Genomic DNA, 22789 nt, shown 5'->3' on the forward strand with positions numbered 1-22789 from the left:
TTTCTGCGACTGACCTCATAAGAAGATTTCTGAATATATGAATGATACAACCATTACCCTTGATCACATTGCACTACAGGTAACAAACCTGGAGCGAAGTATCCGCTTTTACCAGGATATCCTGCACATGCAGGTCTATGGTCCGGTCCATCTTGGAGCGCTCTCCACAGGCGGGAGGATTTTAGGAAAAGTCGCCGGCGGTCATGGTCTTTTAAAAGGGATCCTTGGCAGCATCTCATCACGGGCTCTTCGTGATCAGTATACCGATGTGGCTCTTCTTTCATCTTCTGGGAGATCATATGATATTCTGCTTGTCCAGGAACGATACCCGGAAACAAACGCTACCAGATCGGTTGACGGAAATACCATATTCGGATTTTCATGCTTTCTTTCTTTAGCAGTTGATTCAGAGATCCTTGGTTGGGATCTTCATCAGGCTGAAGCTGATTTTTCCTGGGGAGATCCAGGTCTTGATGGAACTATCTTCACACAGGATTGCCCCAATCACTCCCTGTATGTCCGCGATCCTGATGACCGGCTCATTGAATTAATACCGAACAGAAGTGATGATGGATCGGCCCCCTTCATCACCGGCCTGAATTCAATCACTCTGCATGTGACCCATCCGGATAAAAGCAAACAATTCTATAGTGAAAAACTTGGAATGAAGGTTGAATCTGATATCACGAGATCAGGCCAAGGGAAACGATTTATCAGGCTGGAAAGCACAGAGGGAAAAATCTGCATTATCCTGTATGGTCTGACAAAACCAGATGGAAATCCCATAGAGGCGGGAGGATACGGACTTGACCATTTCGCAATAACCGGATGTCAGGGAGCAGGAGAGAAATCCACAGATGCAATAGATATCTGGATGGATCCAGAGAAACTATCCGAACATACCGGTTCCTCATATATCAGGGATTATGACGGGTACTGGATCGAATGTATCTGAATTTATGCTTTACCAGTTTTTTGAGATGATCAATGACGATATCATGGAGAGTAGTGGGAGGATTTGGAGCCCACATTAAATCAAACCGGACTGAAATCACTATTCAGCATAAGGGAAAAATTACTGATATACCAATCAAAGACCTCTCTCATTTTCTTCTCATCGGTGGTCATACCATCCAGACATCAACGATAACATCCCTGGTAAAAGAAGGAGTTTTTATCTCATTTTGTGAGTCTGATGGTGAGCCGGTTGGATATATTTCACCCTATGATTATTCTCTTTTCAAGGAGATTCAGAATCTGCAAAAGACTGCAGCTCCGTATTCATATGCCCTTGCCTGTGCAAATGAATCAATTAAGTCCAGGATTCTTGCAATAGAAAAATATGCAGAAGAGATTGGACCGGAGATTCTTTTCTCCGGAGAACTTGACATCCTTACAGGGTATGCGAAGGAACTGGAAAACATGGTTCTTATTGAAGAACTGCGGAGAATAGAACAATTGGTCCGGGATATGTACTATGAAATCCTTGGTCGACTCATCAGTCCGACGTATCTTTTTAAAAGAAGAACCAGTCGTCCGTACCTTGACCCGGTAAACGCTATTTTCTCTTTTGGGTATGGAATGCTCTCATCAGCATGTACACGGGCTGTCATCGGTGGACATTTGGATCCTGGCCATGGGTATTTAAACAGAGGAAATCAGGCCCTTGTTCAGGATCTTATGAACTGCTGGAAACCGAAGATGATTGACAACCATGCGATTGGATTTCTGAGATCCGGCAGGTTACATCAGAATGGCTATGAACGAACAAAAGATCGGTGTATTCTACATGATGAGGTTATTGAAGAATTAATTCATCTTTTTTCAAAATCCATTCAGGAAGAACTTATCAATACACAGATAGATGTGCTCATTCAGTCATTGCGAGGAGAAGCACAGTTCTCAATTATCAAACCATAGGTTTCTAACGGAACTATTTTTCCCTAACTTTTTTCTCCACAGTTTTTATTTTCATATTTTCACCCAGGTATATATTTATTTTAATAAATTTTACAATATTTTTGTATATCTAATATATAGCATCATATGATTTAATATATGAAGATTGCGAAGTGGCATTGAGACAATTATATTATAATAAATATAAAAATAAGTTAAATAAAATTAGAAATACAGGATAATATTTCCTTTTCAAATCCTTTGGCAATTGATTCGTCCGTGGATTCCACGTATAATCTGACAAGAGGTTCGGTCCCGGACGGACGAATAAGAGCCCAGGCATCTTTCCGATCTATTCTGATCCCATCCACCTGATTCAAAGAGTCCCGTGAAAATTTTTCTCGCACTGCTGTCAGGATTTCGGAGGCTTTATCGGTGTGGAATTTATGTTTTAACATTATTGAAGGGGGGAGTGAATCGACGAGGGTGGAAAGCGGTTGTTTTTTCGTTGCAAGAAGAAGAACCATCATTGCTGCCGTCATACCCCCATCACGGCAGAACTGATGATCCGGATAGATAAGGCCACCATTTCCTTCTCCTCCAAAAGCAACTGGTTTTCCTTCGGCAATGAGTGCCCGCATCCGTCTGGCAACATAAATACTACCAACTGCGGTATAATCAACCGTGCATCCATGAGGTGCGATGACCGTCTCGATAAGTCTGGACGTGCTGACCGGTGTTACCAGAATTCCCTTCTTTTGTGAACAGATATACTCAGCAATGAGTGCAAACTCCTTATTTTCTTCAACGAACCGCCCCTTGTCATCGATAAAGACAGCACGGTCCGCATCCCCGTCATGGGCAACACCAAATGCTGCTCCGGTCGAAACAACCATCTCTGCAAGCGGGGCAAGACCCTCAATGGACGGTTCTGGATCACGTGCCGGGAAGTTACCATCAGGATATGCATTCAAAGTGAAGATCTTACACCCGATGGACTGTAATATTTCAGCCGTTGTCCGGTATGCAGCGCCACACCCGGGATCAATCGCAACCATGATGCCTTCACCTATCTTTTCTGGGACTTTTTTCACAACACCGGCGATATATTTGGATACCAGATCCCCTTCGGGAATGACGACACCAACATCTTTCCATTCTTTCAGGTCAAAGTTGTAAGAAAAGACCCGTTCTTCTATCTCGATAGATGCCTCATCATCCATCTCGGTCCCGTCTTTTTCAATGACCTTGACTCCGTTGTAGGCTCCCGGATTATGTGATGCGGTAATGACTACTCCGGCATCATACCGGTTCATAACGATATACTGAAGTGCGGGAGTTGGAAGGATCCCACAGTCTATAACATTACAGCCCGTTGCCATAAGGCCTGCTTTCATTGCATTAATTAATGCAGGCCCGGAGGTTCTGGTATCCATGCCGACTGCAATGGTTCCCGGTCTCATAGAGCCGACAGCCATTCCGATCTTCATGACCAGTTCAGGAGTGATTAGTTCTCCAACGATACCACGAACTCCGTTTGTCCCAAATAACTGTTTTTTCTTTTCAGTCATATGCATCTTCTTTTGTTTCGTTTTGCATGCCGGGATCTTCCTCCGGTTCTGCTCCAGAATCCTTTTTTCTGCGTTTTTCCTGCTTTTCCTTCAGCTGATCTTCACGAATCTTCAGGAGACGTGATGAAGCCAGAGCAACATGACGCATCACCTCAGTTACCCGGTCTTCCACTTCAATCTCATCATCAACATCAATAGATGTGCTCTCTATCTCCATGAGAAACCGGGCAACTTCACTTACCTCAAACAATAAATCATCAAGTTCTTCAGGTGTATAAAACCCGCACATTGCTCCATAGAGAAATGTTGCACCAGCCTTACTCACCTTTTTCTTAAATGAACTTCGTGCCTGGTTGACTGCCTGTGGCGTATATGTCCCAGTCATGAAAGGAACCAGTTCAGGGAGATTTTTCCCGATATATGTCATTTCAGCCCCTGAGGAAGTCTGAAAATCAGCACATAACCGTGATATCGCCCATTCTCTGGCGGTGATGAAGGTCCTCTTCCTCAGGAATTGGTTTACCTGCAGATATGATGCGCCGTCTACCTTCCTGAACTTGTGATACTTGGTAGGATCCCGTGAACGGAATGGTGTTGCCATCAGTGTACCGTTAGATGTGCCTTACAGATAAGTCCACGGGATGAAGATAGGGGATGCAGGCATCTGGTTTTTTATGGAAGAGAGATAACATGTATAGGGGTTGTTCCCAAAGCCCAGATAGTGTAGTGGCCTATCATGTCGGCCTGTCACGCCGACGACTCGGATTCGAATTCCGATCTGGGCGTTCATTAATCAATATTATCCTTTTCTGAATAGCCGCCAGACGGAACCCATATCTCAAATCGAGCGCCTTTCCCATAAGTCCCGGTTTCGAAGATCCGAATCCCGGTTATTGATAATATTTCCCGAACAAGGAATAATCCAAGACCGGTATTACTTCCATATCCCCGATCAAAAATCCTCTCCTTGAGGTCATCAGGGATACCCTGACCATCATCCTCACAGCAGATACACACCTCATTGTCAATAGAGTACCATGAAAACCGGATGGATGAGAGATTCGGACCTGCATGCCGGAGGGCATTATCTATCAGATTGTAAAATACCCGCTCAAGGAGGGGATCTGCATATATGAAAAGACCGGAGAGATTATTCTCAACAGTAATCCGTTCAGGAATGCCAATTTCTGCTGCCTTACGAACCAGAAATCCTGCATCCTTCCATTCTGGTGACTGAATACCAAGGTTCTGATATACTCGCGTGAACTCAATCTGATCATGAATGAGTCTGGTTGCATTATCCATGATCTTTACAATCTCTGCCGTCTCCGGATCATTCCTGGCCTCCTTTAGCAGGGGAAGAAGTCCAAGAATGACGGTCACACGGTTTCTGATGTCATGCCTGGTTATGCTGGAGAGGAGATTTAATTTCTCATTTGTCCGCATGAGTGCCTGTTCAGCCATGATCCGTGCAGTAATATCACGCATGCTCTGGATAGCGCCGATAATATTCCCTTTTGAATCGAATAACGGTCCGGCCATCGATGAGAAATATTTCCCTCCTTTCCCCATCTTCGGGAATGTTTCATCGGTAAAGAGTGAATCGCCCGACCGGCTGACATTCGGGAAGAGTTTTATGATGGTACCTTCCTTGTCAAGAACGGCATTGAGGAGCATTGGCCTCTTTTCTCCATAGAATGGTATTGCATACTCATATCTTCCTCTTCCGATGATGTCTGCCTCCTGAATCCCAGTCAGATGTTCCATAGCCTGATTCCAGAAGATTACCCATCCATCTTTGTCAATAACAAACGTTGCATCAGGAAGCCTGGAGATTACATCGCGGAGTTGTCGGGCTGATTCACGAAGAGCTTCGCTGTCGATAAGTGCTTTCCAGGCCAGTCGCTGTTCGGTAATATCCTGAACATTCAACGACCATACGGCATTGTCAGCTGATGTTCCGGAGAGGATGGTCAGATCATGAAGTGCCGGAAAGACAGAGTTATCAGATCTGATGTGATCAAGTTCAAACGTGGCATGGCCGGAAAAGAGAGCACTGTCAAGGTATGACAGAAAATTTTTCTCCGGATACCTGGTTCCCACAAGAAATGGATTTTTTCCGATGAACTCTGCAGGTTCCATTCCATGCATCTGTGAATATGCTGCATTGACATAGTCGACATTTGCCCCGGTCCCGGTTACGATACCGGTGCTGGTATGTTCAACAATATCGGCAAGTTTCCGAAGTGAGTTCTCAATCTCTTTTCGGTCTGATATGTCAATTGCAAATCCACGAAACCCGGTAACCTGTGATCCTGACCAAATAGGGGATGCATATACAGTAATAGGATAGGTCTCACCATTGTGGTTAATTCCTGAAAATTCAGTCCCGTTAATTGGTTTTCCCTTTCTGATCTGATCAAGTGCCTGGAGAAACTGAGGATGGCTTTGTGGGTGAATAAAATTCAATATATGAAAACCGGTATTCTTATCATCCATTCGATGTCCGGATATCTTCATTCCCATCTGATTGATGAATGAGATATTCCCATCCAAGTCTGCTTCAAAAACGAATTCAGGTAGTAAATCCGCGAGTTCACGGTATTTGCGCTCACTTTCAGAGAGAAGTCGATTATGTTCTTCCAGATCCTTTTGTGACTGGTTTAATTCAAGAAAAATGGGATGTATCTCCTTGGCGAGTCTGGAAAATTCGTCATCACCCTCCAGAAGAGGGGCATCTATCTGTGCACGTTCTGTGTTCCGGTTTTTAATATTCTCTATAAGCGTTCGTAACCTGAAGAGAACAAACCGGTCAATGATTATGAGTGAGACAACGATTACTACAAGGCCCAGGATCATGAGGAATAGTATAAAGGTCAGAATTGTTGCTTTCCCCTGTGTGATTATATCTCTGGGTAATGTAACGGTAAACTCAAGAAAGCCATTTGAATCAATGGATGAAAGATATGACGTTCCTGTTATGTTTGTGTCAGATTCAGGTGTTACGATTATATCGGAGGTAGTTATTTCATTGATCTCATTCAGGGCTTTTATAAGTGGAAAGTCATGTATTGATGAGATGGTAAGATGTAGATCTGCTATACTTGACAATGTCTTAACTTTTGCCTCATTTAAATATTCAATACATATGAGAGTTCCAACCGATGGACCCTCATAGATACTGGTGATGATAGGTTCAGCAACAATAATAGCAGGACCATCAGGCAGGATGATGAAACCAGACTTTCCATCTAGAATCGATTCGAATGTACATATATCCGGGATGGAGAGTACCTGTGACAGGATCTCATCAGGGACGGATTCCATTCGCCCTGCGGTTGTATTTATCCTGGTTGCATATTTGAGGGTGCTATCACCTCTTACAAAAATCAGGAGATCGATACCAAGATTGTGGATAGAGGCATAATTGAGGTTTTGTATGATGTACTCATCGTTTTTATCCTGAACAAAATTGTACGTCTCATCCCACCGTGACCAGTCCCCGGTCAGGGAATAGATCTGATCCTTTTCATAACTGAGTACCTTCAAACCTTTGATGAGATTCTGCCTGGTGTCATCTTCTTCAAACTGGGCATAACTGTCAGTCAGAAGAGTAAAGGAAAAGAGTATTATGAGCGCTATACCCCCGAGCAGGGTCAGTCCGATTATAAGGAATGTTTTTGCCCGAAGATCCATACATTACTCCTTCGGATCATTCACCCGTTCTGGGGGCCATGGGCATGTGCCAGGTTACGAGGGCTTTGTGATCGTAATAAATGAACCGGAATATGTACCAAACATATTCATAATCGGCCGGGCAGTAATTATATATTGTCTTTCTTCCTGGCCTGAACCAACACAAAGCTGCATCCCACTTTCATCATGCGACCTGAAAAAATCAGGTGAGATGTCAAGGTCTGGGCATAAGAGACGAAGTGCCTGGCGAATGTCTTTTAAGAAGAGTGCAGAACTGCGTTCTTCAATGCATTCTTCAGCCGCCTGATTCATCCAGAGAATAGCATGATCTGAATTTATGATTATCACCGGATGAGAAGAATCTGCTATCTGAACCCACATGGAAGGAGAGAGACCTGCCTTTTTTCCCTCTGTTGTCTGGCGTATCCTGTCACATAGATTCAAACTGACTTTGATCGCACAGTAAAGAAGACTCGGATTGACCGGTTTTATGAGAAAACCAAATGGCGTAGAAGACATAGCCTTCTCAAAAATCTTCTTCTCATCATGGCCGGTGACGAAGATAACCGGTATTGAGAATATGTTGAAGAGTTGTGCCGCAGCTTCTATCCCTGACATGACCCCGGGAAGATCAATGTCCATGAGGACTACGTCTGGTTTTTCCACGGCTACCTGCTCGAGTACTTGTTCACCCGAGTTTACCGGGGTATGAACAATAAATCCACCGTCGCGTAGGATAGAGATTAAGACCCGGGCTATTATCTCATCGTCCTCGACAATCAGGACTGTATTTTCAGGCATATATGATAAACCTCAGGGGGTTCTCGCCAGACAGCAGGCGACTCACGCATGTTTCCGTTATCATAGTTGGAATAATCGATATAAAGTAATTCCGAGATCTCAGTTTCGCAGAATAGGTATTCTACGAAATGCTTAATATTTTAGAGATAGAGTTAATATAACAGTGGAAAAAGGATATTTTTCAGAATGGATTCCCAGATTTATCCAATATCTGAAAATGAGGAATTATTCGCAGAAAACTTTGAGCAGTTATGATCTCACCATCAGGCGGTTTGGTCAGTTCATCTGGTTGACCCGATCCTTCAGGGGTGACCTGTCCAAAAAGTGGGAGCACAAGGAACTGCTCAGGCTTGAGACCGGAGTTGATGTTAGTGCATCTGATATCTCCAGGTACTTAGAATTCCTCTCTCTTGATCGGCAGTACCATGCTACCACATACAACCGTATCCTCTCCTCACTCTCATCTTTTTACCGGTTTCTTCTCATGCAGGAGGTGGTTGAGACAAACCCGGTCCCTCGAATTGACCGTCCGAAGGTAAAAGAGAAAGAACTGAAGTATCTGAAACACAGCCAGGTTATGCGTCTTTTGCAGTCCATTCCTGATGAACGAGACCGGCTCATGATAAGGATTATTTATGCAACCGGAGTACGGGTCTCTGAACTTTGCACGATGAATGTTGAGGATGTGGACTTTGATGATCAGATGATCCGGGTGCTGGGAAAGGGAGGGAAAGTCCGGATGGTCTTTGTGGATGAAGTTACTCTGAATGAGATTGCAGGCCTTATCGGAAACCGACTGTCAGGTCCCCTCTTCCCCGGTCAGGGAGGCAATCATATATCCGTGAGAACCGTGCAGCTTATCTTTAAAAAATACGCACCACCAGGGATCACACCACACAAGATCCGGCATAGTTATGCCAGTGAGCTCTATCGGAGATCCAGAAATCTCCGGGTTGTGCAGGAGAACCTGGGACATGCATCTATTAAAACCACTGAAGTATATTTACATACCGATGTGGATGAACGCCGTCAGGTATATCGGGAGTTTTTCCCGCTTGTTACTTCAACCCGGAGATCGGTATCTGAAACCGGTACCCGGCAATACCAGGGAGAAGAACCATGAGGACAATACGGACAACAGATGGAAAATGGCTACAGATAGATCCAAAAACAGATCCTTGGATCTTTAAAACGCCCCATTCCTCAGTCAGAGCATCGCTTGATTACCGGCAGGGTGAGGATCTCTATCTTCGAACTCTTCCTGACGGGATACACTATTATTATGTAATATCCTGGACCGACTGGCAGCGCGAGTCTAAGGAAGCGTACAGAACCCTCTCCGAAGAGGAGGCAAAGGATTTCCTCATAAAAAAAGCACAATCAGCAGGCAAAATCGGTCTTGACCCAGATATTTTAGATAGAATTGAGAAGTACTTCCCAGGCCTTCTGAAAAAACGCAGATAGGCGATGCGGGAATTTCTATATTCCAGCAGCACAAATATGTAAAGGCAAGGCCTGTCCTGCTCTTTTCAACTCCCGTAGTGTAGAGGTCAATCATATCGGATTTTGGTTCCGATGACGACGGTTCGAATCCGTCCGGGAGTATCTTTTTTGCTGACTATCCACAGTATAGCGACTGATTCATCTGCACGATATCCTCTCAAAACATTCGGCCATTAACTATATACGATATATGAAGATAATCACCTATCAGCAAGAGTGCACGGGCATATTATGATAGGCATTCGATGGATAGATTTTGATCATATTCCTGATCGTCTTTCAGGGCTGATCGATCTCTCATATAATCTCTGGTCCTCATGGCACCCTGAAGCATGGCTCCTGTTTAAAAATCTGAACCGTCAGGGATGGAAAGAATCCATACACAATCCGGTCAGAATGCTTCAGGAACTCCCACCTGAATTACTTGAAGCAGCGGCATCCAATATTGACTATACCAATCACTATGATGCGGTCATCGCGAAGTTTCAGCGATACATGCTGGCAAAAAACCAATGGTTTGATGAATATTACCCGGAACACCAGCATCATAAGATCGCATACTTTTCTGCAGAATACGGGCTTCAGCACTCACTCCCCCTATATGCCGGGGGCCTTGGATTCCTTGCCGGAGATCATCTGAAAGAATGTAGTGACATAGGGATACCACTTGTGGCCGTCGGATTCATGTACTCTGACGGATATCTGCACCAGCGAATCAGAAATGACGGCTGGCAGGAGGATGTCGAAGAAAAACTTGACCGTGATAATGCCCCGGTCAAGCGGGTTCTTGGCAGGGATGGTAACCAGTTAATTCTTCAGGTTCCTTTTATTGCACCCCAGATTCATTTTGCTCTCTGGAGAGTGGATATCGGTCGTGTTATCCTCTACCTGATTGATACGGAGATAGAGCAGAATCCACCGCATCTTCGCAATATCAGCAGCCGTCTGTACAGTAGTATCAATGAGATGAGACTACTTCAGGAGATCGTCCTTGGTATTGGGGGGACTCATGCCCTGAAATCACTTGGGGTAAAATATTCTGCAGTCCACCTGAATGAAGGTCATGCAGCCTTTGCTCTGGTTGAACTCTATCGTCAGAAGATAGAGGAAGGGCTTACTTCTGAAGAAGCATTCCATCATGTCTATAATACAACGCTCTTCACCACTCATACACCCGTCCCTGCAGGCCATGATAAATTCCCTCACTGGATGATTGACAAGTACTTTAATGCATACTATTCCGGAATGCATATGTCAAGGGAGGATTTTCTGAAGAAAGGTCTGCATTTCGAGGATCCCCCGGACACCTTTAACATGGCAGCGTTCTGTATGCGTATGGCTGCACATGCAAACGGAGTAAGTGAAAAGCATGGGGAAGTTGCAAGACGGATGTGGCATTTCCTCTGGCCTGAACACAAACTAGATGAAGTCCCTATAGGTTCGGTAACGAACGGGGTGCACATTCCCACATGGATAAACCCACGCCTGGTTACGCTCATAAATCGGTACATCTCCCCCATCTGCCCGGACTGGTTTGAACATCATGATAAGGAGTATGTATGGGCTCTCATTGACCGGGTACCTGATGCAAAACTCTGGGAACTCCATTATGCGCTGAAGATAAAACTCATCAACCGGATATTACAATTTAAAAGGCGCGATTGGATGAAATACCAGGCAGACTGTGCAAATGTGGTGGCAGGTGGTGCTCTGATAGATCCCAATACCCTGACCATCGGATTTGCACGCCGCTTCTCGACATATAAACGGGCTGACCTTATCTTCCAGGATCTTGACCGGCTGAAAAAGATCCTGAATAATCCCTGGAAACCGGTACAGATAATTTTTGCCGGAAAAGCACATCCGGCTGATGATGAAGGAAAACGGATTTTACAGCGGATCTATCAGTATGCACAACAACCAGAATTTGGCGGAAGAATTGCATTTGTTGAAGACTATGGCGAGCAGGTAGCAAAGTACCTGGTGCAGGGAGTTGATGTCTGGATGAATAACCCGGTTCCCCCATTAGAAGCCAGTGGTACAAGCGGAATGAAAGCTGCTGTCAATGGTGTTCTCAACTTCTCAATTGCTGACGGATGGTGGATAGAGGGATATAATGGCAAGAACGGATGGATATTCGGAAAGAGCCATACCAATAATGATCGGAACTGGGAGGATGCGTCTGAAATGTACTCCCTCCTTGAAAATGAGATAGTCCCACTCTATTACGATACTGATCTTGATGGAATACCCCATAAGTGGGTTGCGATGATGAAGGAGTCAATCAAGAGTAATGCACCCCGGTTTTCATCCCGCCGGATGGTAAAAGAATACATGCATAAATATTACATATCCATTCTTTCCTGTGCGGAATGTAATGCATTTGTTGATGATAGTACCCCTGAAGGGATATCACAATAAATTATTATTCAGTTTTTTCTGAAACAGAGGATGACTCCTCTGCATCACTGATTGCCAGCTGATACATCCAGTCAAGTAGATCATTACATGTTTCGATGGTACAATCCTCATCACATGCGATGCAGGGAATCAGTTCATCACCGGCAAGAAGACAGTATGGATCTGCAGGACCCTTACGGGCAATAAGTCTGAATGTCTTAATGCCATCCTGCCGGTATTCAACGCGTTCAACCCTGTTTGAATCCAGAAGTTTCTTTACGATTCGTGAACATTTCCTGCTGTCAACCCCAAGGATCTTCCAGAGTTCACTCTGCAGTACACCTTCAGGTGAAGAGGCAATGATCCGAAATGCATCCTCGTCTGTTCCGGACATGTCCACCTTTAAGCAACCGGTGCAATTGACAAAATATTGTTACCACGAATAACGAGTGTTCCAAGCTCGCGACCCTTGTTTTTCCCTGATGTTTCAATACTCTCTTCAAGATGCAGGTTCAGGTACTCATCCACTGCCACAAGCCGGCCCTGAAATGTCCTTCCTTCATCCTCTTTCATTTCTACGGAAATCAAAGTATCAACAAGAGAATATACTTTCTTGATTGGGAGGACAATGCTGCTAACCATCTGCCTTATATAAGGCTTGCAGCCATATTAAAGATTCCTGATACCGATATGAAAAAAGTGTTATAAGTTTTTGTAGATCTCCTCAATCTTTTCTATAATACCTTTGCTTCCAATGTAAACCGGAGTCTTCTGATGATGTTTTTCAGGAACGATATTCAGAATATTCCTTCTTCCATCTGTTATACGTCCGCCTGCCTGGGTAATGATAAATCCCAGGGGGTTTGCTTCAAATAAAAGCCGGAATTTTCCATTCGGGCTCTTCTCAGATCCCGGATATGTGTAAATCCCGCCATAGACCAGTAACTGATGACAATCCGCTACGAATGAGCCGGAATATCGGATTTTAAAGCCATTCTGATCAAAATACTCGATGACTTTTAGATGAGGTAAAAGCCATTCATTTCTCACACCGCCGGTTCCATATTGCTTCCCTTCAGGGACTGAGAAGTGGTCCTTAAGCAGGAGATAATGCTCACTCTCCGGATCCCATGCAAAGCTCTGAACCCCTTTTCCTACGGAGACTACAAGGACTGTAAGTGGTCCAAAGAGGGTGTAAAAAGCAGCTCGGAGTTTCGAGCCCGGTTGTAGCACTCCTCCGTTCTCATAAATACCAACGATAGTGCCAACTGCAAGATTTGTCGAGATGAGCGAGGAACCATCAAGCGGGTCCATGACCATACAGTACTCACACCGTGAGTTTTCAAACCGGATGATATCAGCCTGTTCCTCTGATGCAAGTTCCCGCACCAGGCCGGACTCTCCTACCACCTTAATCAGGTGCTCATCTGCCCATGTATCCATCTGGGCCTGCAGTTCTCCAGAGGCATTTAGGGTATGTTCATACATCTGATTATCAAGAAATGCTTTTCTGATAGGGTCCATCTGACGAGAGATTAATCGTATAAGTGCTATGAGGTCAGGTTCACAGCCGCATGATTCCAGATATTTCCGAAGGAACACCATATATAATCGTAGAGAAATATCCGCATACTTCATACATACGATTTTGCATCCGGCACGTGGTGCAGACCACCGGTTCTATTAAGCATATTAAAAATAATTCAGTGCGACAAGAAGCAGTAAATCGGATTGCGAACCCGGTTTAAAATCGGGAACGCCACCCAATCCATTCTGGGCGTCCCTACCTGCACGTGCGTGTTTAGCAATAAACGGGTGCGAAGCTGCAGGAACAACGTGGTGATTCCCATAGTCTCTTTGGGATAAGCTGCCAGGGAAAGGTATCATGGACAAACAAACGTTGAACCGCTGCAGGATCGTTAATTATATCAGGAGGAAAGAGATTTGCCCCTGTCCCCACTGAGGGAGAATCACGGTATCAGTAGCTTGAATTATGCTGGTACGAATGGACGAAGCTGATTCCGGTCTATGGGCGGGTCCTAAAATACCACAATTATCCGATTTATTGAACTTGGAAAACCCAATACGCTCCTAAAAAAAAAAAAAAAAAAAATTTTAGGTAAGAACCTTGTGAGAGGAACCACATGCGTAGTGGGAGTAGGAGGCTGCAAAACGCGAATGCCCGGCTGTAATGGCTGTGGATAGGGGTTCAAACTTTGCCCTGACCTGAAAGGGTGCCGACGTGCAGCTGGTTTTTCACGGCGAACAGGATGGTTTCAATGAACGGGATAAGTTCAATTACGCATAAAAGCGAGGACATCTCGGACAGAAAACTTGCAAAACAATGGAAGAAATTTCCATTTGCTAAAGCAAGAGATTATGTAAAGCGACTTCAGACACGTATCGCAAAAGCAGTGAAGAACGGCCAATATCGACTTGCAAGACGACTCCAGTATCTGCTTACACATTCGTTTTATGCAAAAATGTTGGCAGTACAACGAGTAACCAAAAACAGAGGTAAAAGAAGTGCAGGAGTAGATGGGGAAAAATGGACCACCCCTGAACAGAAAATGAAAGCAGCATTAACGCTTTCGGACAAGGGCTATCGGGCAAAACCTCTCCGGAGAATCTACATCCCTAAACCGCAATCGAGTAAAATGCGACCTCTTTCGATTCCAACCATGTATGACCGTGCTATGCAAGCTTTGTATGCAATGGCTCTTATGCCTTGGGCTGAGACCACAGCAGACAAGACATCATTCGGATTCCGAATGAAGCGAAATGCACAGGATGCTGCTTCATACACTTTTCAGTGCTTAAGCAGAAAGACTTCAGGTCAATGGATATTAGAAGGTGATATCCGCGGGTGCTTCGATAATTTCGCACACCAATGGATGCTTGATAACATCCCTCTTGACCAAAGAATCCTTAACCAATTCCTGAAAGCCGGTTATATTTATGATGGAATACTCTACCGTAACAAGTCAGGTACGCCCCAAGGCGGCTTAATTTCCCCCTTATTGGCTAACATGGCTCTTGACGGCATGGAAAGAATGTTGAAAGAACACTTTCCCGGAAATAAGGTTCATCTCATACGGTTTGCAGATGATTTTCTCGTAACGGCAGACTCACAGGAAACGGCACTCCAGTGCAAGGAACTCATCACTGAATTTCTTCATGAACGAGGGCTTGAACTCTCTGAGGAAAAGACCAAAATCGTTCATATCAACGAGGGGTTCGATTTCCTGGGCTGGAATTTCAGAAAATTCAAAGGCAAATTCCTGATACAACCTTCGAAGAAAGCTATTGCCGCAATCATTGATAAAGTAAGGGTAATCATTAAGTCGGCGAAGGCCTGGAAACAGGAAGACCTTATCAAAGCCCTAAATCCCGTAATTAAGGGATGGGCAATGTATCACCGGACGGTTTCTGCAAGTATGACCTTTGGGAAACTTGACTGGGTTGTCCGAAATATGTTGTGGAGATGGGCAAAGCGCCGTCATAATAATAAAGGGAAGAGATGGATTGCCAGAAAATACTGGCACCCAACACTTACCAAAAAACAGGTCTTTAGAACCTCTACTCTTACTCTCGAAAACTTCTCCAACACCAAAATTCAATACCGGAAATTCATAAAACTGGATGCAAATCCGTTTATTGATACCGAGTATTTTGAACACAGAAAAGGAGTTTTCCTCTCAAAGCAAAGATCGATACGGATGTTCCTTCATTACGCCCATAAAAGCGGGTAGTGAAAAACTTGAGCGGATTGCGGTGAAAATCGCACGGTCCGTTCTTGGAAGGCTGGGTTAGGGTAACCTAACCTGGCTATTCGACGTATTGGGTAATACTCCGTGATCCGTATCCTGCTCCTTGACGATGAGCCGGCAGTTCTCGATATTACATCTGCATTCCTCAATCGGCAGGAAGGGTTCCGGGTCAGAACAATAGATAGTGTTAAAGGAGCTCTCATGCTCCTATCCGAGTATCCCTTCGATGTGATCGTGGCAGATTATGAATTGCCGGATCAGGACGGGATTTCTTTTTTAAAACAGGTGCGAAGTTCTCAAAGTTCTATCCCCTTTATCTTCTTCACCGGTCGCGGATCCGAAGACATTGCAATAGATGCATTGAATGAAGGTGCCGACTTTTATCTTAAGAAAGGTGATGGCAGCGTACAGGTACTGACTAAACTTGCAAGGTATATACAAAAAGCTGTCGAAAAAAGAAGAAAGCAGGATGAGATCATCCTGAATGAACACAGGTACAGGGAGCTTGCCGAGCAACAGATGGAATATGCCCAATACATTCAGGCACTCCTTGATGCAATACCGGCTCCTGTTTTCTTCCGGGACACAAACGGAGTGTATCGTGACTGTAACAAGGCGTTTGAAGACCTCATTGGTCATCGGAAATATTCGATAATCGGAAGGTCGGTGCATGACTTTTATCCAAAAGATCTTGCTGACCACTACCGGCATATGGATGAACTCATAATCAAGAACCCTTACATCCAGCAGTATGAGTATGTCATTACGGATTCACAAGGGGAAATTCATGATGTCCTATTTTCAAAATCTGCCCTTTTGTCTCATGAGGGATCGGTGACAGGTATTATCGGCGTTATCCTTGATGTCAGTGAAAGAAAAAAACTTGAACGGATCATCATTGAGAATGAAGAGAAGTATCGCACCCTTGCTGACTTCACCTATGACTGGGAATCCTGGATTAGCCCGACAGGAACCTATATTTACACGTCTCCCTCCTGTGAACGTATTACCGGATACCGTGCTGAGGAATTTTTACATAACCCGGGCCTTGTTCTGGAAATTACGCATCCTGATGACCGGCAGATGGTAGAGAGACATTACTCAAATGCACCACTCCGCCATGATGGCATTCATCACATGGACTACAGGATAATCACGAAAGACGGACAGGAGCGATGGATCAGTCATTTCTGCCAGTCAGTGTTTCGTGACGACGGTACATGGCTGGGACGGCGAGAGAGCAAACGTGATATCACGTTTAGAAAAGAAGTCACCGCAGCATATGAAAAGGCGAACATGAAACTTCACCTGCTCTCAAGTATAACACGGCATGATATCCTGAATCAACTGACGGTTTTAAGCGGATATACAGATCTCTTATCCGATTATGCTGACAATCCGGATATCCACGCTATACTGAACCGGATGAACAGGACCATTGATACTATTAACAACCAGATCTCGTTCACCAGACTCTATCAAGAGATTGGAGTGAACGCACCACAATGGCATCATGTTCCGACTCTGGTCAGGCAGGCGGGGAAAGGATCTCATATTCCCTGTATTGAGATAAGTGAGAATCTTTCAGATATTCATATCCTGGCCGATCCCCTCATGGAAAAAGTGTTCTATTGCCTGCTTGATAATTCAGAGCGACATGGGAAACGGGTATCCAGGGCACATTTTTACTGTTACCATACGGATGGTGACATGACTCTTGTGTATGAGGATGACGGATATGGAATCGCTGCTGGAATTAAGGAAAAGATCTTTGAACGGGGATTTGGAAGCAATACCGGGTACGGACTCTTTCTTGCCAGAGAGATCATAAACATTTCCGGGTATTCTATTTTTGAAACAGGAGAGTCCGGAGAGGGTGCCAGGTTTCAGATATCTATCCCGAAAGGATTATGGAGACATGAACCCCCAAAACATATGATTTAATCATTATAATACCTACTATCTGCTATGCAAAAGATGAAATGCAGTATCTGCGGCCATGTGTACGATCCGGTCATCGGAGATAAGGATGCTCCTGCCGGAACTGATTTTCAAAACCTGCCACAAGAATGGGTATGCCCTGTCTGTCTAGCGGCTAAAAGACTCTTTCGACCAGTCTGATTCAGGCGATAACCTTCACTATTTTCCCTTTTTTCATGATCGATACCTTCCCGCCGCTTTCAGACACCACAAACCCGATTGCATCGGTAACATACGTGAGCGCAGCGACGGATGAATGACGGGTCCCCATTCCTTTCGGAAGAGATATAATTGATGTATCGACGGTGATATATCGTCCTGCCGCCTCCAGAAGACCATTTCCGCTCACAACAAATGCACCGTCCAAAAGCGCATATTCTTTCAACATCTCTCTGACATCAGGAACAGAAATATTTCTCATTTCAGGAGGATGGCCGGAGAACGGATTTAATATCAACTGACGGGATCGCTTCAGTACTTCTTCTGAATCGCCGATAAGGAAGGAGGTTCCGATTGTCTTTCCTTCCCGCCCTTCTCTCCCGATTTCGATACATGCCTGAAGTACCGCATCAAACGCCTCTGGTGAGATATCCGTAAAGGAAAGGATGCGATCACGCCAGGCCCGTGTTGATATCCTCTCTTCCCCGCTGGATACCTGTTCGGTCATATCAGTGCCCACACAAATGATGCCGGTCAGGGTATTGTCAGAGTCATACAATCCCCGGCTGGTCCAGGCAACCCAAAGATGATTTCCATTCTTTTTACAATGTTCAAAAATATGCAGGGCTGATGAGGATTCGTCAGATACTTCAAGAAACAAAGATGCCGGATTTATCACATTCTGTATTGCCCTGGGTGGAAAAAGAACTCCTATACTCCTTCCTGTCAACTCATCCATCTCATATCCAAAACACCTGACCGCTGAAGGATTGATAAAGGTGATAAACCCATCCGGATCAAGTCTGATGACCAGAGTTTCTGCAAGATACAGTTGTTCCCTGCATTTATACTCAGTCTCTCTGAGTGCAGAATGAAGAGCTGCATAATCACTGTGGTCCTCAATGAACCAGATTCCGTCTATCGGGTTATCCTCATTCAAAGAATGCACCGTAATCCGACATGGCATCTCCTTTCCATCTTTTTTCCGGACAATCCCTTCAAGAGATATATGAAAGCACTGGTGACGAAAGAGTTCATCTCTTAAAGTCTGTCCATTCATCAGCCATGTATCAGGAGGACGCCCAAGAATTTCATGTTCATCATACCCGGATCGTTGAAGAAAATCCGGATTCACCCGGGTAACGGTTCCTCCCCGGACTTCCAGACAGGAGAGAGGCATCGTACTGATGATCCGGTTATGATGATCATAGTCTTCCCGAAGGGAACGCTCCACCTTTGCCCGTCCAGATACCTGCCGAATCGATGCAAAGATCTGACGGGATGCCTCATACTCCTGAAGAGCAACTGAAAAACTCCCCTGTGATATATCAAAAAAGATGGCGTTGTTATTCTGTATTATGTAAAAGAGAAAACCGGGATGATATCCGTGCACCATACACTGACGCTGCCAGTTGACGACACGGCTCAGATCATCTCCTGCGGTGAATGGTATGAGAATTATATCAGGAGTGATAGCCTGATATTTTTCCTCTCCTTCAGCAATAGATCTGACCTCCCACAATTCAATCTGAAAATTGTCAGACAGGGAAGACTGTATGGAGGAAGCGTCCTTACTTTTGTCGTTGACAAGAAGGATTTTTACCATAATGAACAGAACCGGAACCCGCTCTTTGTTATTACAAATATCTTGCTCCGGGATATAAGATGAGCTCTCTGGCTGAATATATATTCAAAGGATACTGAACAAATATTCTCCTCATGAAACGGGTATCTATGATCGTGTCAGGGCAGGTTCAGGGAGTCGGGTTCCGGTATTATGTTCAGGATATTGCAGAGGACATGAGGATTACCGGGTGGGTGAGAAACCTCCCGGACGGGACGGTAGAGATCGATGCTGAAGGGAAAACAGACGTTCTTGAGACATTTATCCGGACAATCTCCAACACCAGGCAGGGAGCTATACAGGTGAGGAATGTTCATGTTCAGGAGAAAGAGGTCTGTGGATATTCGATCTTTACTATCAGAAGAGATTGATAGTTTTATTGGTTTGAAAGATGATTGATAATTATGAAGGTTCTCTTTATATTTTCAATACTGATCGTCCTGGCGGTCTGCCTTGTTTCTCCGGTAAGTGCCGCCTGGTCGATCCCGCATATGTCTCCTGACACCGAAAACTGGAACGGATACTGGCAGTTTGAATATGATCCCAACAATCCGATCTCCGCTGCCATGTATTGCTGCTGGTGGGAGATGGTGCACGGCCATCTCAGCAAATACTCTGATGCATTAAATGAGGAGACGAACGGAACCAGTTCATCCAGCGGTTCATCGGTACAGACGAAAAGTTACTGTCCGGCATGTCACATTGATGATTCATTTGCCACTCTTGAAGTGGACCCTGAACTCCAGGCCCTGCATGATGAACTGATGGAGACGAAACCATGGCTGAAGGAAGGGAAAAACAAGAAAAATGGTTCAGAATCATCATCCAATAATACAACAACGGCCGTCATGTTCTTTAGTGAACCAACAAAGATCTGAATTTTCAATATTTTTTCCAGATATCCATTAGCCCCTAATTTTTGCGACAGATTCATTGCTCTTTAAAAGATATATTGTATTGTGTCAGATATTAATCACAATAATCAAATTTCAGATGATAAAAGGTTCTATGCTGGATTTGGGAGAAGGATCATTGCCGGGATTATTGATGGAATTATTATAACACTCATCGCTGGTTTTGCTGCATACTACCTGGGACTGACCGAAGGATGGAGAATGCTCATCATGATGATCCGACATGAGGAGGTCAGAACCATGGACGGGATTCTGGTCACATCCGCTCTTCCTGGTCAGGTAGCAACCTTCCTCCTGGTCACCGTCATTGTAATCCCCTGGCTCTATTATGCAATTCTTGAGTCCTCTAAAAATCAGGCCACGTTAGGAAAGATGGCAGCACGGGCGGTTGTTACTGACCTGCATGGAAACCAGATAACCTTTGCCCGGGCATCACTGCGACACTTTTCAAAATTTATATCAATAATCACCTGTTTCGCAGGAATTTTTGCAATCGCATATACCCGTCATTCACAGGGTTTTCATGATATTATTGCAGCTTGCCTGGTGTATTACCGACCGGAAAAAATTGAGTGATTATTTAACAGGGACCACAGGATATTCCCACGGGTTCGGGATCCTTGAATAATTTATCCCAGTTACTATTTCTGTTTCCAAGCGATAACGAAGAGTCAGGGATTTCAGAGGTTGCATTAATAGAGGATGTATACCGCTGAAGGGCAGCCCAATCCTGTGCCCTGATGATATCACCCACCGACGCATAACCAGAGAGGGGATCGTTTGTCCCGGGAACTGCGGATGTTTTGTTTACTGTGGCATTTGCAGTCGTGGTATTATTGCCAAGCCCGCTTGTTGAATTCATGACCATCCCCGCTCCAGCCAGCTCATCCAGAATACCGTTTTTTGTCTCAGTAAACAAACTGGTCGGATCTTCACCATTGAGAATCTTATCTCCTTCCCATTCAAATGATGTTGGCAGTGATCCAAAACCCGGGTTTGTTCCTGCTGAGGAAGCAGCATTTACAAATCCAATGAGAAGAAAAATACCCATTATTGCGCACGCAATGAATCGATAATGAACCTGCATATCAATCCTATACATGTTCACGATCGATACTGCATATACTTTCTTATACCACCGAAAAAAGAAAAATTGACGGTTTTCGCAATTACAGATGGAAGAGGTATGGCAGGGTGAATATCGCCACCATCAGAACGACCATACCGGTACTGACAAAGCCGACGATATGATCCGTATATCGTGCAAGTCCCCTGCGGGTCAGGATCCGTTCCGTCCCTTCTTTAAAGATAAAACCACCATCAAGAGGGATCATGGGGAGAGCGTTGAAAAGACCGGCTGCCAGGTTAATAAATCCACTCCAGAATAGAAGGTGTATGAGCTCCCAATACCCTGGAAACGGCACCTGATAATACCCGGTATCGGTAACATCAAATCCCAGTATCTTCATATACTGCCCTTCCATGGTCGGGTTAAACGGAACGGAAAGAAGCATGAAAATTCCGACCGGGGAGAACATGCTCTGCACGGTATCGATGATCCCCTGACCGTTGTAGTAAAAGACCCCCATGAAACCGGATTCACGACTGCCGAGTGCTTCAGGCCAGGGTGATACATTGAGCGAATAGTATTTTCGTTCTCCATTATGATCAAATCCCACGATGACCGTATCTCCCGGACGGGTTGTATTCAGAATGTCAGATACATCCTGTGTGGTTGATACTGATTCGCCATTGACTGTCCTGATAATGGAGGGTGTCGGGACATCTGCCTGTGCTGCAGAGTAATTCTGATAAAGACCCACAACCACCGGCTCTTGGATTGGCACTGCCATCCCGATCATGCTGACCATGAGACCAAAACTGATAAGGCCAATAAGGATGTTGTTGATGATTCCCGCCCCATACATCCGCATCCGTGGCCAGGGAGATGCTTTCTTTACCTCCTCATCATCAGGCTCAACAAAGGCACCGATGGGAATTATCAGGAACAACACGCCCATACTCTTTACTGCAATCTGTTCAACCCTGCAGAGAATTGCATGACCAAACTCATGAACCACTAAAGTCAGGATAAACGCAAACCAGACCGCAAAGGTTGATGGGACAAACTCATTGACACCAGGAATGAGAAAGATATTCTGAGGCTTATGAAGGGATGTCGGTTCAGGTTTTAATTCGAGGGTCAGGTTTACTGAGAGGAGGAGCATCACAACCATCGCAACGGACACGATGATCACCATAGCTACTCCAATCGTTCCATATATACGTAAAAAACCGGAGAACTTTCTGAAGTAGTCGAAAAATCCTACTTGATCTGTCTTCAGCCCGATAATCGGACCATACAGTGTGATGAAACGGGGATAGGGATTATATGTCCGGATATATGCAAGAAGGAGGACATAGCCGGCAATACAGCCGAGCAGAATTAGAAGCCAATCCATGAATGTTTAC

21 protein-coding genes and 2 tRNA genes are annotated in these 22789 nt (G+C 44.7%); 13 read left to right on the top strand and 10 right to left on the bottom strand.

Annotated elements, in window-relative coordinates; translation table 11 throughout:
• Window positions 1-37 precede the first annotated feature (37 nt).
• Window positions 38-955 (top strand): VOC family protein, encoded by a 918-nt coding sequence (locus MHUN_RS06270; RefSeq protein ID WP_011448219.1) that lies wholly within the window; start codon window positions 38-40, stop codon window positions 953-955.
• Between the two features lie 32 nt (window positions 956-987).
• On the top strand, window positions 988-1920 hold the full coding sequence (cas1, locus tag MHUN_RS06275) for a CRISPR-associated endonuclease Cas1 (protein ID WP_048067326.1): 933 nt from the start codon (window positions 988-990) through the stop codon (window positions 1918-1920).
• A 194-nt stretch (window positions 1921-2114) separates the two neighbouring features.
• Here cas1 and glmM read toward each other — a convergent pair whose 3' ends face one another.
• Entirely contained in the window at window positions 2115-3476 is a 1362-nt protein-coding gene (gene glmM, locus MHUN_RS06280) for a phosphoglucosamine mutase (RefSeq protein WP_011448221.1), read from the bottom strand.
• Window positions 3463-4071 carry a DUF5806 family protein gene (locus tag MHUN_RS06285; RefSeq protein WP_011448222.1) on the bottom strand — a complete coding sequence of 203 codons (609 nt, stop codon included), beginning with the start codon at window positions 4069-4071 and terminating at the stop codon, window positions 3463-3465. The genes glmM and MHUN_RS06285 overlap by 14 nt, the downstream gene beginning before the upstream one ends.
• A gap of 111 nt (window positions 4072-4182) precedes the next feature.
• Between MHUN_RS06285 and MHUN_RS06290 the strand changes: the two genes are divergently transcribed.
• A tRNA-Asp gene (locus MHUN_RS06290) sits at window positions 4183-4255 on the top strand.
• A gap of 4 nt (window positions 4256-4259) precedes the next feature.
• Here the strand turns inward: MHUN_RS06290 and MHUN_RS17300 are convergent.
• Together MHUN_RS17300 and MHUN_RS17305 are read right to left on the bottom strand one after the other, a co-directional pair.
• The gene (locus MHUN_RS17300; protein WP_011448223.1) at window positions 4260-7166 is read right to left on the bottom strand and encodes a sensor histidine kinase; all 2907 of its coding nucleotides are present in this window, start codon (window positions 7164-7166) and stop codon (window positions 4260-4262) included.
• Between the two features lie 54 nt (window positions 7167-7220).
• Window positions 7221-7967 carry an ATP-binding response regulator gene (locus tag MHUN_RS17305; RefSeq protein ID WP_011448224.1) on the bottom strand — a complete coding sequence of 249 codons (747 nt, stop codon included), beginning with the start codon at window positions 7965-7967 and terminating at the stop codon, window positions 7221-7223.
• A 163-nt stretch (window positions 7968-8130) separates the two neighbouring features.
• Between MHUN_RS17305 and xerA the strand changes: the two genes are divergently transcribed.
• The 4 genes from xerA (at window position 8131) to glgP (ending at window position 11891) form a co-directional block, all read left to right on the top strand.
• Window positions 8131-9090 (top strand): site-specific tyrosine recombinase/integron integrase, encoded by a 960-nt coding sequence (gene xerA / locus MHUN_RS06305; protein ID WP_048067327.1) that lies wholly within the window; start codon window positions 8131-8133, stop codon window positions 9088-9090.
• Window positions 9087-9431: a hypothetical protein gene (locus MHUN_RS06310; protein ID WP_011448226.1), complete on the top strand. Its 345-nt coding sequence runs from the start codon at window positions 9087-9089 to the stop codon at window positions 9429-9431. The genes xerA and MHUN_RS06310 overlap by 4 nt, the downstream gene beginning before the upstream one ends.
• Before the next feature lie 68 nt (window positions 9432-9499).
• Window positions 9500-9572, top strand: a tRNA-Gln gene (locus MHUN_RS06315).
• 129 nt (window positions 9573-9701) lie between these two features.
• Window positions 9702-11891 carry an alpha-glucan family phosphorylase gene (gene glgP / locus MHUN_RS06320; RefSeq protein ID WP_011448227.1) on the top strand — a complete coding sequence of 730 codons (2190 nt, stop codon included), beginning with the start codon at window positions 9702-9704 and terminating at the stop codon, window positions 11889-11891.
• Between the two features lie 4 nt (window positions 11892-11895).
• On the opposite strand, the gene MHUN_RS06325 is transcribed toward glgP, so the two are convergent.
• From MHUN_RS06325 to MHUN_RS06335, 3 genes are read right to left on the bottom strand one after another with little or no spacing between them, the layout of a single operon-like run.
• Window positions 11896-12264, bottom strand: coding sequence for a helix-turn-helix transcriptional regulator (locus MHUN_RS06325; RefSeq protein WP_011448228.1), 369 nt, complete (start codon window positions 12262-12264; stop codon window positions 11896-11898).
• A gap of 8 nt (window positions 12265-12272) precedes the next feature.
• Window positions 12273-12512 (bottom strand): LSM domain-containing protein, encoded by a 240-nt coding sequence (locus tag MHUN_RS06330; protein WP_011448229.1) that lies wholly within the window; start codon window positions 12510-12512, stop codon window positions 12273-12275.
• Window positions 12513-12572: 60 nt separating this feature from the next.
• The gene (locus MHUN_RS06335; RefSeq protein WP_052288937.1) at window positions 12573-13475 is read right to left on the bottom strand and encodes a class 1 fructose-bisphosphatase; all 903 of its coding nucleotides are present in this window, start codon (window positions 13473-13475) and stop codon (window positions 12573-12575) included.
• Window positions 13476-14149: 674 nt separating this feature from the next.
• On the opposite strand from MHUN_RS06335, the gene ltrA reads away from it, so the two are divergent.
• From ltrA to MHUN_RS18185, 3 genes are all read left to right on the top strand, one after another.
• Window positions 14150-15622 carry a group II intron reverse transcriptase/maturase gene (gene ltrA, locus MHUN_RS06340; RefSeq protein WP_011448231.1) on the top strand — a complete coding sequence of 491 codons (1473 nt, stop codon included), beginning with the start codon at window positions 14150-14152 and terminating at the stop codon, window positions 15620-15622.
• Window positions 15623-15724: 102 nt separating this feature from the next.
• On the top strand, window positions 15725-17584 hold the full coding sequence (locus MHUN_RS06345; protein WP_011448232.1) for a hybrid sensor histidine kinase/response regulator: 1860 nt from the start codon (window positions 15725-15727) through the stop codon (window positions 17582-17584).
• 33 nt (window positions 17585-17617) lie between these two features.
• Window positions 17618-17761 carry a rubredoxin gene (locus MHUN_RS18185; protein ID WP_338040844.1) on the top strand — a complete coding sequence of 48 codons (144 nt, stop codon included), beginning with the start codon at window positions 17618-17620 and terminating at the stop codon, window positions 17759-17761.
• Between the two features lies 1 nt (window position 17762).
• Here the strand turns inward: MHUN_RS18185 and MHUN_RS17310 are convergent, their stop codons facing one another.
• Window positions 17763-19385, bottom strand: a complete 1623-nt coding sequence (locus tag MHUN_RS17310) for a PAS domain-containing protein (RefSeq protein WP_011448234.1) — start codon at window positions 19383-19385, stop codon at window positions 17763-17765.
• A 113-nt stretch (window positions 19386-19498) separates the two neighbouring features.
• Between MHUN_RS17310 and MHUN_RS06355 the strand changes: the two genes are divergently transcribed.
• From MHUN_RS06355 to MHUN_RS06365, 3 genes are all read left to right on the top strand, one after another.
• Window positions 19499-19774 carry an acylphosphatase gene (locus MHUN_RS06355; protein ID WP_048067328.1) on the top strand — a complete coding sequence of 92 codons (276 nt, stop codon included), beginning with the start codon at window positions 19499-19501 and terminating at the stop codon, window positions 19772-19774.
• A gap of 33 nt (window positions 19775-19807) precedes the next feature.
• On the top strand, window positions 19808-20281 hold the full coding sequence (locus MHUN_RS06360) for a hypothetical protein (RefSeq protein WP_011448236.1): 474 nt from the start codon (window positions 19808-19810) through the stop codon (window positions 20279-20281).
• Window positions 20282-20362: 81 nt separating this feature from the next.
• Window positions 20363-20893, top strand: coding sequence for an RDD family protein (locus tag MHUN_RS06365; RefSeq protein ID WP_011448237.1), 531 nt, complete (start codon window positions 20363-20365; stop codon window positions 20891-20893).
• Between the two features lie 4 nt (window positions 20894-20897).
• Here the strand turns inward: MHUN_RS06365 and MHUN_RS06370 are convergent, their stop codons facing one another.
• Window positions 20898-21419, bottom strand: coding sequence for a hypothetical protein (locus MHUN_RS06370; RefSeq protein WP_143709385.1), 522 nt, complete (start codon window positions 21417-21419; stop codon window positions 20898-20900).
• Between the two features lie 67 nt (window positions 21420-21486).
• Window positions 21487-22779, bottom strand: coding sequence for a site-2 protease family protein (locus tag MHUN_RS06375; RefSeq protein ID WP_011448239.1), 1293 nt, complete (start codon window positions 22777-22779; stop codon window positions 21487-21489).
• Window positions 22780-22789 lie beyond the last annotated feature (10 nt).

The sequence above is a fragment of the Methanospirillum hungatei JF-1 genome (genome assembly GCF_000013445.1).
Classification (GTDB): Archaea; Halobacteriota; Methanomicrobia; order Methanomicrobiales; family Methanospirillaceae; genus Methanospirillum; species Methanospirillum hungatei.

Bases quoted from the DNA above. Each gene is read 5' to 3' on its own strand.
- MHUN_RS06270 (WP_011448219.1), top strand. From the start codon at position 38: ATGAATGATACAACCATTACCCTTGATCACATTGCACTACAGGTAACA.
- cas1 (WP_048067326.1), top strand. From the start codon at position 988: ATGACGATATCATGGAGAGTAGTGGGAGGATTTGGAGCCCACATTAAA.
- glmM (WP_011448221.1), bottom strand. From the start codon at position 3,476: ATGCATATGACTGAAAAGAAAAAACAGTTATTTGGGACAAACGGAGTT.
- MHUN_RS06285 (WP_011448222.1), bottom strand. From the start codon at position 4,071: ATGGCAACACCATTCCGTTCACGGGATCCTACCAAGTATCACAAGTTC.
- MHUN_RS17300 (WP_011448223.1), bottom strand. From the start codon at position 7,166: ATGGATCTTCGGGCAAAAACATTCCTTATAATCGGACTGACCCTGCTC.
- MHUN_RS17305 (WP_011448224.1), bottom strand. From the start codon at position 7,967: ATGCCTGAAAATACAGTCCTGATTGTCGAGGACGATGAGATAATAGCC.
- MHUN_RS06310 (WP_011448226.1), top strand. From the start codon at position 9,087: ATGAGGACAATACGGACAACAGATGGAAAATGGCTACAGATAGATCCA.
- glgP (WP_011448227.1), top strand. From the start codon at position 9,702: ATGATAGGCATTCGATGGATAGATTTTGATCATATTCCTGATCGTCTT.
- MHUN_RS06325 (WP_011448228.1), bottom strand. From the start codon at position 12,264: ATGTCCGGAACAGACGAGGATGCATTTCGGATCATTGCCTCTTCACCT.
- MHUN_RS06330 (WP_011448229.1), bottom strand. From the start codon at position 12,512: ATGGTTAGCAGCATTGTCCTCCCAATCAAGAAAGTATATTCTCTTGTT.
- MHUN_RS06335 (WP_052288937.1), bottom strand. From the start codon at position 13,475: ATGGTGTTCCTTCGGAAATATCTGGAATCATGCGGCTGTGAACCTGAC.
- ltrA (WP_011448231.1), top strand. From the start codon at position 14,150: ATGAACGGGATAAGTTCAATTACGCATAAAAGCGAGGACATCTCGGAC.
- MHUN_RS18185 (WP_338040844.1), top strand. From the start codon at position 17,618: ATGAAATGCAGTATCTGCGGCCATGTGTACGATCCGGTCATCGGAGAT.
- MHUN_RS17310 (WP_011448234.1), bottom strand. From the start codon at position 19,385: ATGGTAAAAATCCTTCTTGTCAACGACAAAAGTAAGGACGCTTCCTCC.
- MHUN_RS06355 (WP_048067328.1), top strand. From the start codon at position 19,499: ATGAAACGGGTATCTATGATCGTGTCAGGGCAGGTTCAGGGAGTCGGG.
- MHUN_RS06360 (WP_011448236.1), top strand. From the start codon at position 19,808: ATGAAGGTTCTCTTTATATTTTCAATACTGATCGTCCTGGCGGTCTGC.
- MHUN_RS06370 (WP_143709385.1), bottom strand. From the start codon at position 21,419: ATGTATAGGATTGATATGCAGGTTCATTATCGATTCATTGCGTGCGCA.
- MHUN_RS06375 (WP_011448239.1), bottom strand. From the start codon at position 22,779: ATGGATTGGCTTCTAATTCTGCTCGGCTGTATTGCCGGCTATGTCCTC.